Source organism: uncultured Azonexus sp. (genome assembly GCF_937982035.1).
Taxonomy (GTDB): domain Bacteria; phylum Pseudomonadota; class Gammaproteobacteria; order Burkholderiales; family Rhodocyclaceae; genus Azonexus.
The window spans coordinates 111,606-121,425 of the sequence record NZ_CALJNI010000005.1 but is presented as its reverse complement, the minus strand read 5'-3'; the positions used below and the strand labels follow the sequence as shown (position 1 = coordinate 121,425).

The 9,820-nt window shown below is 61.7% G+C and carries 11 protein-coding genes and 1 tRNA gene; 3 read left to right on the top strand and 9 right to left on the bottom strand.

Annotated elements, in window-relative coordinates; genetic code table 11:
- Positions 1-130 precede the first annotated feature (130 nt).
- Complete coding sequence (locus tag Q0799_RS05415; protein ID WP_298395364.1) at positions 131-433, top strand: hypothetical protein; 303 nt, start codon at positions 131-133, stop codon at positions 431-433.
- 122 nt (positions 434-555) lie between these two features.
- On the opposite strand, the gene Q0799_RS05410 is transcribed toward Q0799_RS05415, so the two are convergent.
- The 7 genes from Q0799_RS05410 to rpsU all read right to left on the bottom strand — a co-directional run bounded on the left by Q0799_RS05410 (position 556) and on the right by rpsU (position 6,479).
- Positions 556-870 carry a hypothetical protein gene (locus tag Q0799_RS05410; protein ID WP_298395361.1) on the bottom strand — a complete coding sequence of 105 codons (315 nt, stop codon included), beginning with the start codon at positions 868-870 and terminating at the stop codon, positions 556-558.
- A 263-nt stretch (positions 871-1,133) separates the two neighbouring features.
- The gene (locus Q0799_RS05405; RefSeq protein ID WP_298395358.1) at positions 1,134-1,658 is read right to left on the bottom strand and encodes a hypothetical protein; all 525 of its coding nucleotides are present in this window, start codon (positions 1,656-1,658) and stop codon (positions 1,134-1,136) included.
- A gap of 165 nt (positions 1,659-1,823) precedes the next feature.
- Positions 1,824-1,900: transfer RNA gene (locus Q0799_RS05400), tRNA-Ile, on the bottom strand.
- Between the two features lie 69 nt (positions 1,901-1,969).
- Positions 1,970-3,949, bottom strand: coding sequence for an RNA polymerase sigma factor RpoD (gene rpoD, locus Q0799_RS05395; protein ID WP_298395355.1), 1,980 nt, complete (start codon positions 3,947-3,949; stop codon positions 1,970-1,972).
- A gap of 40 nt (positions 3,950-3,989) precedes the next feature.
- Positions 3,990-5,720: a DNA primase gene (dnaG, locus tag Q0799_RS05390; protein WP_298395352.1), complete on the bottom strand. Its 1,731-nt coding sequence runs from the start codon at positions 5,718-5,720 to the stop codon at positions 3,990-3,992.
- 7 nt (positions 5,721-5,727) lie between these two features.
- Positions 5,728-6,174 carry a GatB/YqeY domain-containing protein gene (locus Q0799_RS05385; protein ID WP_298395349.1) on the bottom strand — a complete coding sequence of 149 codons (447 nt, stop codon included), beginning with the start codon at positions 6,172-6,174 and terminating at the stop codon, positions 5,728-5,730.
- A 92-nt stretch (positions 6,175-6,266) separates the two neighbouring features.
- Entirely contained in the window at positions 6,267-6,479 is a 213-nt protein-coding gene (gene rpsU / locus Q0799_RS05380; RefSeq protein ID WP_028995140.1) for a 30S ribosomal protein S21, read from the bottom strand.
- A 137-nt stretch (positions 6,480-6,616) separates the two neighbouring features.
- Between rpsU and tsaD the strand changes: the two genes are divergently transcribed.
- Positions 6,617-7,648 (top strand): tRNA (adenosine(37)-N6)-threonylcarbamoyltransferase complex transferase subunit TsaD, encoded by a 1,032-nt coding sequence (gene tsaD, locus Q0799_RS05375; protein ID WP_298395345.1) that lies wholly within the window; start codon positions 6,617-6,619, stop codon positions 7,646-7,648.
- Between the two features lie 260 nt (positions 7,649-7,908).
- Here tsaD and plsY read toward each other — a convergent pair whose 3' ends face one another.
- The gene (gene plsY, locus Q0799_RS05370; protein WP_298395342.1) at positions 7,909-8,505 is read right to left on the bottom strand and encodes a glycerol-3-phosphate 1-O-acyltransferase PlsY; all 597 of its coding nucleotides are present in this window, start codon (positions 8,503-8,505) and stop codon (positions 7,909-7,911) included.
- A gap of 67 nt (positions 8,506-8,572) precedes the next feature.
- Here plsY and Q0799_RS05365 point away from each other — a divergent pair, with 67 nt between their 5' ends.
- On the top strand, positions 8,573-8,923 hold the full coding sequence (locus Q0799_RS05365) for a dihydroneopterin aldolase (RefSeq protein WP_028995137.1): 351 nt from the start codon (positions 8,573-8,575) through the stop codon (positions 8,921-8,923).
- Here Q0799_RS05365 and Q0799_RS05360 read toward each other — a convergent pair.
- Positions 8,920-9,795 carry a ZIP family metal transporter gene (locus tag Q0799_RS05360; protein WP_298395336.1) on the bottom strand — a complete coding sequence of 292 codons (876 nt, stop codon included), beginning with the start codon at positions 9,793-9,795 and terminating at the stop codon, positions 8,920-8,922. The two genes, Q0799_RS05365 and Q0799_RS05360, sit on opposite strands and share 4 nt — an antisense overlap.
- Positions 9,796-9,820: the final 25 nt, after the last annotated feature.

The following is a 9,820-nucleotide window of genomic DNA, read 5'->3' as shown; positions in this document are numbered from 1 at the left end:
CCAATGTCACAAATGAGGTATTGGATCATGGAGTTCGCATCTGTGGAAGACTGCACGAATCTGTTCCTGTTTAGCCCATAATCTCAGATGTGGCGAATCTTGTTAAAACTGAATATGAAAGGAAAATGAGATGAAAAAGACCTATGAGGTTCGTGTCGAGCAACTTATTCAGTATGCAGGCACTATCGAAGTCGAGGCAGAAAGTGCTTCCGAGGCGGTGGAGCTGGCGTTGAAGGAAGTCAATGGAACGGAGAGTTTTTTGCTCGATGCGGACGTCGAGGCATCACAGGCCTACGCCTATTCAGTGTCGAGTGACCGAGGGGGTTTCAGTATGAGTGACGCTCGTGACGCTGGACTCCAAGATATCCGCCAGCATGTTGCATGCCGAGGTATTGAAAGCGTACCGTCTCAACTTATAAATGCTGCATGCTAATAAGGTAGATAGCAGTCTCATGCATGGCGCAGAAACGGCACCCCGTGCGGGAGTGTCGTTTCTTGTTTCGGGAGCGCAGCGAAAAGCAAGGCATCGTGATGCCCCCGTGAGGCGAGCCGGTTTTAGATACGAGAGAAGACTCGCTGGACGATCTCCCGGTTGAGCTCGTTTTCCATCGCATCTGTGATCACCTCCCAATCGCCGCAGGACGCGCTCATCAGGAGTGAGAAATCGCTCTCGCTCACCCCGGCCTCACCAAGAATCTCTGGCAGGATTTCCTCGCAGAACGAGTCGTAGGCCTCGTCGTCGTATTCACCGTCCTCGTCCTGGTTCTCGCAAATCCATTCATCAGTTTCGCTCTCGTATGCGAGCAGAGCCTCGGATGCCGCCTCAATAGTTTTTGTCGGCAGATCGTCGAGTTGCTTTGAAACATTCATTCCCAGATTCCCCTTTCTTTCGTGTTCTGTTTGTTCGGCAAGATGATTCTAAGCTACCGCAAAGATCCGCCCGTATTTTCAGGAGGGCGTACTTTTCCTGCGGTTTCGCCGGTTCGCCGGTCAGCTTCCGTATTACGCATGCTTCCTCATGCGATGAGCGGTTCTTATTTGCGGATTCAACTGATCTGACGGGGATAAAGAGCTTCAAGTGCGAATCAGAGGCTGGCACGTCTGAGGGGCAGCAAGCTGGTGATTTAAGTATTCTATAAGCCTCTGTGACCCATTGTTTCAGCGCCCGGTAACGCGGCAATTCCAAACTCATCCACTTGGTCCCGCAAGGCCTTGTTTCTTGCCGCGTCACGAACGCGAGCCAGAAAATCGTCAAGGCTTAGGCTGTATGAATCCGGTTCTCCTTGGTCGCAGATGCGCGGACGACCGTCTGGTCCGTCGCGGAAAGTTTCTGTATCCATAAGGGAGCCCGATCCGACGAAGGTGGAGAGGCGGCCGTATGTTCGGGCTTCTTTTGCTTCGCGCGTCGTCGAGAAGGTGCGGTCACGTTTCCAGCGTCGAACACCGCCAAGGGGGTAGCGGATGTTCTTTTCGTTGCCGTGCTCTTCAAAGGGTGGTCCTGCGCCTTCGCTTCCTTGGCGCTTCTTGCGCAGCCAGTCGAGCGACTCCCCAATGACGATGGACGTCTGCTCGGGTGTCAACGAGAGTTCATCCGGCAGATCCGGAAGCTGGCGGAGGAAAGCTAGTTCCTCCTCTGTGTATATCCTCAAATCGGCCATATTCGCCTCCTTGTGACGCCCCGTTAGACTCCAAGGGGGGAGCGAAAAGGGAGCGAGATATTTTTTTCGTCTTTTCCCAGCCTTGCGGCACTCCAAAATAAACCATGACAAATGGGATGTTTTGGGGTGGGGTTTCAGGAGTTAAAAACCCCTGAAACCCTGTGTTGGTGGGCCCTACTGGACTTGAACCAGTGACCAAGCGATTATGAGTCGCCTGCTCTGACCAACTGAGCTAAGAGCCCGAAAATCTACTTCAAATACAAGCTTATGAGTCCTCTGCTCTGACCAACTGAGCTACAGGCCCGGAAAGCTTAGTTGCCGGTCGGGTCGAGGAAGCTGCGCAGTTTGTCGGAGCGGCTCGGGTGGCGCAGCTTGCGCAGTGCCTTGGCTTCGATCTGGCGGATACGCTCGCGGGTGACGTCGAACTGCTTGCCGACTTCTTCCAGTGTGTGGTCGGTATTCATTTCGATGCCGAAACGCATGCGCAGGACCTTGGCTTCGCGGGTCGTCAGGCTGTCGAGAATGTCCTTGGTGACGCCGCGCAGGCTGGAGAACATCGCCGCGTCGGCCGGGGCCAGCGTGGTGTGGTCTTCGATGAAGTCGCCGAGATGGGAGTCGTCGTCGTCGCCGATCGGCGTTTCCATGGAGATCGGCTCCTTGGAAATCTTCATGATCTTGCGGATCTTGTCTTCCGGCATGTCCATCTTCTTGGCCAGGGTCGCCGGATCGGGTTCGGAACCGGTTTCCTGCAGAATCTGGCGGCTGATCCGGTTCATCTTGTTGATCGTTTCGATCATGTGCACCGGGATGCGGATGGTCCGCGCCTGGTCGGCGATGGAGCGGGTGATGGCCTGGCGGATCCACCAGGTGGCGTAGGTCGAGAACTTGTAGCCGCGACGGTATTCGAACTTGTCCACTGCCTTCATCAGGCCGATGTTGCCTTCCTGGATCAGGTCGAGGAACTGCAGGCCGCGGTTGGTGTATTTCTTGGCAATCGAGATGACCAGGCGCAGGTTGGCCTCGGTCATCTCGCGCTTGGCGCGGCGGGCCTTGGCTTCGCCGGTGGACATCTGCTTGTTGATGTCCTTCAGTTCCTTCAGCGGAATGCCGATGCGGTCCTGCAGGGCGAGCAGCTTGCGCTGTTCTTCCTGGATATCCGGCGCGCTGCGGGTCAGGATGGCAACGTAGGTCTTCGGGGCGGCGGCGATTTCGGCCTCGACCCAGTCGAGGTTGATTTCGTTGCCCGGGAAGGACTGGATGAAGTGCTGGCGCGGCATGCGCACGCGGTCAACGCAGATGTTCTGGATCTTGCGTTCGCAGCCGCGAACTTCCTCGACCATGCCGCGCACGCTATCGCACAGGCGCTCGATGCAGCGCGAGGTGAAGCGGATGTTCATCAGTTCGTCGGACAGCTGCTGTTGCAGCTTGAGGTAGGCCTTGTCCTGCGAGCCCTTGCTGCCAAGGGTCTTCTGCATCTTGGCGTGGATTGCGCGAATGGCCTTGAAGCGTTCCAGGCCTTCGGTCTTCAGTTGCAGCAGCGAGGCTGCAGCGGCGCCGCCGCCTTCTTCACCGCCCTCTTCGTCGTCATCGCTGTCGTCGTCGCTCTCGATGGCGCTGGCTTCGGCTGCCGGCTCTTCCTCGACGGCGTTCGGGTCGATCAGGCCGTCGATCAGTTCGTCGATGCGCATCTCGTCGGTTTCGACCTTGGCGGCCATGTCGAGGATGTCGGCAATCGTCGTCGGGCAGGCCGAGATGGCCTGGATCATGTGCTTCAGGCCTTCCTCGATGCGCTTGGCGATCTCGATTTCGCCCTCGCGGGTGAGTAGTTCGACCGAGCCCATTTCGCGCATGTACATGCGCACCGGGTCGGTGGTCCGGCCGAATTCGGAATCGACGGTGGACAGTGCCTGTTCGGCCTGGGCTTCGACTTCCTCATCGTCGGCGGCGCCGGCAGCGGTGTCGGACATCAGCAGGTCTTCGGCAGCCGGGGCTTCGTCGAAGACCTGGATGCTCATTTCGCTGAAGGTCGAAATGATCGCCTCGATCGACTCGGCATCGACGACATCGTCGGGCAGGTGGTCGTTGATTTCGGCGTAAGTCAGGTAACCGCGTTCCTTGCCCAGCTTGATCAGCGCCTTGAGGCGCATCTTGCGCGCTTCAGCGTCGAGCGGTTGCGGGGTTTCTGCCATCGCGCCTTCGAGCAGCGCCTTTTCGGCAGCCTTATCCTTGGCCTTGCTGGTGCGAGCCTTGGGAGCTTCCTTAGCGGTGTCTTTTGCCTTAGCCATGAACACGATCCATGTAATTGGAGAAAACCGTAAATTTTACCACAACTTAGCTGCGATTTCCCCGGGTGCTTAGAAACTGGATGTAGGCCTGCTTTTCGGCGGCGGACAGACCGGCGACGCCGAATTGCTGGGCTTTGACCTGTAATTCGGCGAACTGGCGCATCTGTCCGCCTTCCTGGAGTTTTTCCACGGTGGCGCGGAATTCCGCCTCGGCCTCTTCTTCGTCAAACGGCAGGCCGAGAAGTTCCGACGCCGCGGCCTCGATGATCTGCTCTTCCGGAAGGCCGCGCAGTTGCTCGCGCAAGGCGGCGTAGCCCTGGCTGCCGTTGCCGGCGCGGACCAGTTCTTGCAGGCGCAGCAGTGCCGGACGCTCTGGGGTGTCGGGGAGAAGTTCGCCCGGGAGTTGTGCGGCCAGCAGCGGCTTGTGCAGGACGATGCGCAGCAGGTTGCGGGTCAGCGACGGCGCGCTGCGCCTGGCTTTCGGCGGTGCGGCCGGCGCGTAGGACTTGAGTTCGCACAAGCGCTCGACTTCCTGCTGGGCGAAGCCGCTGGCTTCGGCCAGGCGCTTGACCAGTTGCAGCCGGAGCAGCGGCGTCGGTAGCTTGAGCAGCAGCGGCTTGGCTTCGTAGATCAGCTTGGCCTTGCCTTCCGAGCTGGTCAGGTCGCAGCGCTGCGCGAGTTCGCGCAGCAGGAAATCCGACAGCGGCATGGCTTGCGTCACCTGGCGGTCGAATTCGGCCTTGCCGTGTTCGCGGATGAAGCTGTCGGGGTCGTGCTCGGCGGGCAGGAAGACGAAACCGATCTGCTTGTTGTCGGCCAGTGCTTCCAGCGCGTTTTCCAGCGCCCGCCAGGCGGCCTTGCGGCCGGCGTTGTCGCCGTCGAAGCAGAAGACGATGCGGTCGACCTGACGCAAGAGCTTTTGCACATGCGTCGGCGTGGTCGCCGTGCCGAGCGTGGCGACGGCGTTGCCGACGCCATTCTGGGCCAGCGCGATGACGTCCATGTAGCCTTCGGTGACGATGGCTGTGTTGGTTTCACGCATGGCCTGGCGCGCCTGCGGCAGGCCGAACAGTTCGCGGCCTTTTTCGAACAGCGGGGTTTCCGGCGAGTTCAGGTACTTCGGTTCGCCCTGGTCGATGATGCGTCCGCCGAAAGCGATGATGTCGCCCTTGGGGTTGACGATGGGGATCATCAGCCGGTCGCGGAAGCGGTCGTAGCGGCGGCCGGAGTCGTTGTCGATGACCAGGCCGGCGAGCTTGAGCTCATCGCTGTCGTAGTCGGGGAAAATGCTCTTCAGGCCATTCCAGCCGTCGGGCGCGTAACCCATGCCGTAGCGGGCGGCGATCTCGCCGCTGAGTCCGCGTTTCTTGCAATAGGCGATGGCCTTGTCGGAGCGGCGCAACTGCTCCTTGTACCAGGCGGCGGCGCGACTCATGATTTCGACCAGATTGCGTGTCTGGCCGTATTTTTCCGGCGAGAAATCGCCACTGTCCGGGACCGTCATGCCGACCCGCGAAGCCAGTTCCTTGACCGCGTCGACAAAGCCAATGCCCTGGTATTCCATGACGAAACCGATCGCCGTGCCGTGCGCGCCGCAACCGAAGCAGTGGTAGAACTGCTTGGTCGGGCTGACCGTGAACGACGGGGATTTCTCGTTGTGGAAAGGGCAGCAGGCGGCGTAATTGGCGCCGGCCTTCTTCAGCGGGACATAGCTGTCGACCAGGTCGACGATGTCGACCCGGGCCAGCAGATCCTGAATGAAGCTTTCCGGGATCACGACGCGCTTAGCCGGCCAGGGCGGCCTTGACCAGTTTCGAAACCTCGGCCATGTCGGCCTTGCCGGCCAGGCGCGGCTTGAGGACGGCCATCAGCTTGCCCATGTCGGCCGGTCCGCTGGCGCCGGTTTCGGCGACTGCTGCGGCAACGGCGGCGGCGCTTTCCTCGGTGCTCATCTTTTCCGGCAGGTAGGCGGCGAGGATGGCGATTTCGGCCTGTTCGGCGTCGGCCAGGTCCTGGCGGGCGGCGGCCTGGTACTGGGCGACGCTGTCCTTGCGCTGCTTGACCAGCTTTTCGATGACGGCGGCGACGGCGGCATCGTCGAGTTCGACGCGCTCGTCGACTTCCTTCTGCTTGATCGCGGCGAGCAGCAGGCGGATGGTCGCCAGGCGGGTCGCTTCCTTGGCCTTCATGGCCGTTTTCATGTCTTCGGTGATGCGTGCTTTCAGGCTCATGGCTTACCTGGGTGAAGTTCGGCGGTAAAAAACACAAAGCCGCCAGCTTTTGAGGGCGGGCGGCTTTTATTTTGCAGCAAAGGCGTACTCGATCAGTACATCTTCGGCGGCAGGGTCAGGCTGCGGAGGCGCTTGTTCTGGCGTTTGACGGCAGCAGCAGCCTTGCGCTTGCGCTCGGCGGTGGGCTTTTCGTAAAACTCACGGGCGCGCAGCTCGGTCAGGAGGCCCGTCTTCTCGACAGTGCGCTTGAAGCGGCGAATGGCCACCTCGAACGGCTCGTTTTCCTTGACACGAATGTTCGGCATATAAATCACCCCCTTCCGTTAGGCGCCTGCCAGGTCAAGTAAACGGCAGTGCGCGCAAAAATGATTCCGCATTTCGCGGACAGCCAAGCATTCTATGCGAGATCGGCTCGGTCGATCAAGTGCTAAAATGCGCGCCCATGTTGATCCTCGGTGTTGAATCTTCCTGCGACGAAACCGGTATCGCGCTTTACGACAGTGAAGCCGGCCTGCTCGCGCATGCGCTGCACTCGCAGGTGGCGATGCACGCCGAGTACGGTGGCGTCGTTCCCGAACTGGCGTCGCGCGACCACATCCGGCGTGTTGTTCCGCTGCTGCGGACAGCGCTGGCGCAGGCCGGCCGCAGTCTGGCCGAGGTCGATGCCGTCGCCTACACGCGCGGGCCCGGCCTGTCAGGCGCGCTGCTGGTCGGCTGTGCCTTTGCCGAAGCGCTGGCATTGGCACTCGACAAGCCGACCATACCCGTGCATCACCTCGAAGGGCATCTGTTGTCGCCGCTGCTGTCGGCGGATCCGCCGGCTTTCCCGTTCATCGCCCTGCTGGTGTCCGGCGGTCACACGCAATTGATGAAGGTGACCGGCGTCGGTGAGTACGAACTGCTCGGCGAGACGCTTGACGACGCCGCCGGCGAAGCCTTCGACAAGAGCGCCAAACTGCTCGGGCTGCCTTATCCTGGGGGTGCCTTGCTGTCGCAACTGGCCGAGCGCGGCGATCCGGAAAAATACAGCCTGCCGCGGCCGATGCTGCATTCCGCCGACCTCAACTTCAGCTTCTCCGGTTTGAAGACGGCGGTGCTGACGCTGGTGCGTGAGCAGGCCGAGCCGCTGAGCGACGACTTCCGGGCCGACGCGGCGCGGGCTTTCCAGGAAGCCATCGTCGAGGTGCTGGTGAAAAAGTCGTTGAAGGCGCTGAAGCAGACCGGCCTCAAGCGCCTGGTCGTGGCCGGCGGCGTCGGTGCCAACCGGCAACTGCGGGCCATGCTCGACGATGAGGCGAAGCGCAAGCGCTTCCGCGTGCATTACCCGGAACTGGCCTTCTGTACCGACAACGGCGCCATGATCGCGCTGGCCGGTTGCCTCAGATTGCAGGCCGGTTCCACGGCCAAGCCGGCCGGCAGTTTCAGCGTGCAGCCGCGCTGGCCGTTGATGCAGATGACGGAAAAGTCGAGCTGATTCCTGCGTTTCGGGCATTTCCGGCACGCCGGCTTCTTGCCGCAACAGTCCTTTTTACCCATGGCTGCCGGCGGCTCAGAAGTTTTCCGGCAGGCTGGCGAAGATGTCGAGGTAGTTTTCCCAGGGCGCTTCGTCGCCGATCAGGGATTGAATGAGGCGGCTGAGCATGATGGTCTCCTGTGCATTGCTGACCTGCTCACTTTAGGCAAGCTCAGTGCCGGCGACCAATCGATTTTCTGCATCCGGCCGATGCCTTGCCGCTATCCCTTCTTCTTGCTGCCGATCTTGCTTTCCTGGCCAGCCATCAGGCGTTGCAGGTTCTGCCAGTGCTTGATGATCAGGGCCATGGCGATGATGCCGACGACGGCAAACTGACCGTTGGTGCCGTGCATCAGCGCCGAGTACAGCGGTGCGGTGCCGGCGGCGATGAGGGCGGCGAGCGAGGAATAGCGCGACACATAGGCGACCAGCAGCCAGGTGCCGAGGACCATCAGGCCGAGGATGGGATCGAGCGCGAGCAGCGCGCCGGCAGCGGTGGCAACGCCCTTGCCGCCCTTGAATTTGAGGAAGATCGGGAACAGGTGGCCGAAGAACACGGCCAGTGCGACGAAGCCGACGGTCATGCCGGAGAGTTCGGCCTGCTGTGCGAGGAAGACGGCCAGCCAGCCTTTGAGGGCGTCGCCGATCAAAGTGAACAGGGCGGCTTTCTTGTTGCCGCTGCGCAGCACGTTGGTCGCGCCGGGGTTGCCCGAACCGTAGGTGCGCGGGTCGGCGAGGCCGAACAGCTTCGACGAAATCATCGCGAAGGGCACGGAGCCAAGCAGGTAGGCAGCAAGGATGGCGAGCAGGATTTCCATGGGTTTTGGCGGTCTCGGAGGTACAATCGCGGCGAATTTTACACCCCGGATCACGGTCGACCGTCACATGGACATCATTTTCATCGAGGAACTGCGCGCCGAAACGTGGATAGGCATCTATCCGCGCGAAAAGGCCGTGCCGCAGACGGTCGAAATCACGCTGCACATCGGTGTATCGACGACCTCGGCCGGGGCCAGCGACGACATTCGCGATACCGTGGACTACGCGGTCGTCGTCGAGCGCCTGCGCAAGGACCTCGCCGCCAGCCATTTCAACCTGCTGGAGAAGCTGACCGAGCACATCGCCACCTGGCTGCTGGAGAACTTCGCTGCGCAGTGGGTCCGCGTTTCGGTCGCCAAACTTGGCATGATGCCCGGCGTCAAGCGCGTCGGCGTGGTCATCGAGCGCTCGATTTAAAGTCCGACCGCCAGCGTCGTCATCACCGCGAAACCGGCGAGCAGGCCGGCGGTGCCGGCAGCTTCGCGCCCCGGGCGGTGCGAGGCCGGGATCAGTTCGTGGCTGACCACCCAGAGCATGGCGCCGGCCGCCGCGGCGAGCGCCAGCGGCAGGGCGGCGCCGGCTGCCGTGCTGGCAATCACCCCGAACAAACCGCCGACCGGTTCGACCAGGCCGGTGGCCAAGGCCATCAAGGTGGCGCGCAGCGGGCCGGCACCGAGGGCGATCATGGCGCTGGCGACGATCCAGCCTTCGGGTACGTTCTGGATGGCGATGCCGAGCGTCATTCCGTGATCGACGCCGGAGGCCGCAGCAACACCGACCGCCAGACCTTCCGGGACGTTGTGCAGGGCGATGGCGGCGACGACCAGGCCGACCTGCGGCAGCGCCCGGCTGCTGTCGACCGATTCGACGTGGCTGTGTTCGGTCCGCGTGTCCATCCAGTGCATCATCGCAGCACCGCCGAGCAGGGCCAGCGCGGTGGCGATGCCGAGGCCGAGCGGGGCGCTGCTGGTGGCGATCGTCTGCACGGCCGGGACGAGCAATGAGAACAGGCTGGCGGCGAGCATCATGCCGCCGGCGAGGCCGAGCATCGGCGCCATCAGGCGTTCCGTCGGGCGGCGCATGAAGAGTACGGGAATGGCGCCAAGACCCGTGGCCAGGCCGGCGAACAGACTGGCCTGGAGGCCGGTCAGGGCCATCGGGTGGGCGGCAAACCATTGTCCGGCCTGGTCGATGCCGAAGGCCAGGGCGACGACGGCCATGGCAATGCCGGTCCACAAGTGCTTGCGGGCGGCGGGGCGGGCGTAGTGGCGGGCAACGATCTGGGTCATGGCTTTCTCCTTGTGATGGAGGAAC

Excerpts from the sequence above, each read along its gene's own strand:
- Q0799_RS05415 (WP_298395364.1), top strand. The coding sequence starts at position 131 with ATGAAAAAGACCTATGAGGTTCGTGTCGAGCAACTTATTCAGTATGCA.
- Q0799_RS05410 (WP_298395361.1), bottom strand. The coding sequence starts at position 870 with ATGAATGTTTCAAAGCAACTCGACGATCTGCCGACAAAAACTATTGAG.
- Q0799_RS05405 (WP_298395358.1), bottom strand. The coding sequence starts at position 1,658 with ATGGCCGATTTGAGGATATACACAGAGGAGGAACTAGCTTTCCTCCGC.
- Q0799_RS05385 (WP_298395349.1), bottom strand. The coding sequence starts at position 6,174 with ATGAGCCTGAAAGCACGCATCACCGAAGACATGAAAACGGCCATGAAG.
- rpsU (WP_028995140.1), bottom strand. The coding sequence starts at position 6,479 with ATGCCGAACATTCGTGTCAAGGAAAACGAGCCGTTCGAGGTGGCCATT.
- tsaD (WP_298395345.1), top strand. The coding sequence starts at position 6,617 with ATGTTGATCCTCGGTGTTGAATCTTCCTGCGACGAAACCGGTATCGCG.
- plsY (WP_298395342.1), bottom strand. The coding sequence starts at position 8,505 with ATGGAAATCCTGCTCGCCATCCTTGCTGCCTACCTGCTTGGCTCCGTG.
- Q0799_RS05365 (WP_028995137.1), top strand. The coding sequence starts at position 8,573 with ATGGACATCATTTTCATCGAGGAACTGCGCGCCGAAACGTGGATAGGC.
- Q0799_RS05360 (WP_298395336.1), bottom strand. The coding sequence starts at position 9,795 with ATGACCCAGATCGTTGCCCGCCACTACGCCCGCCCCGCCGCCCGCAAG.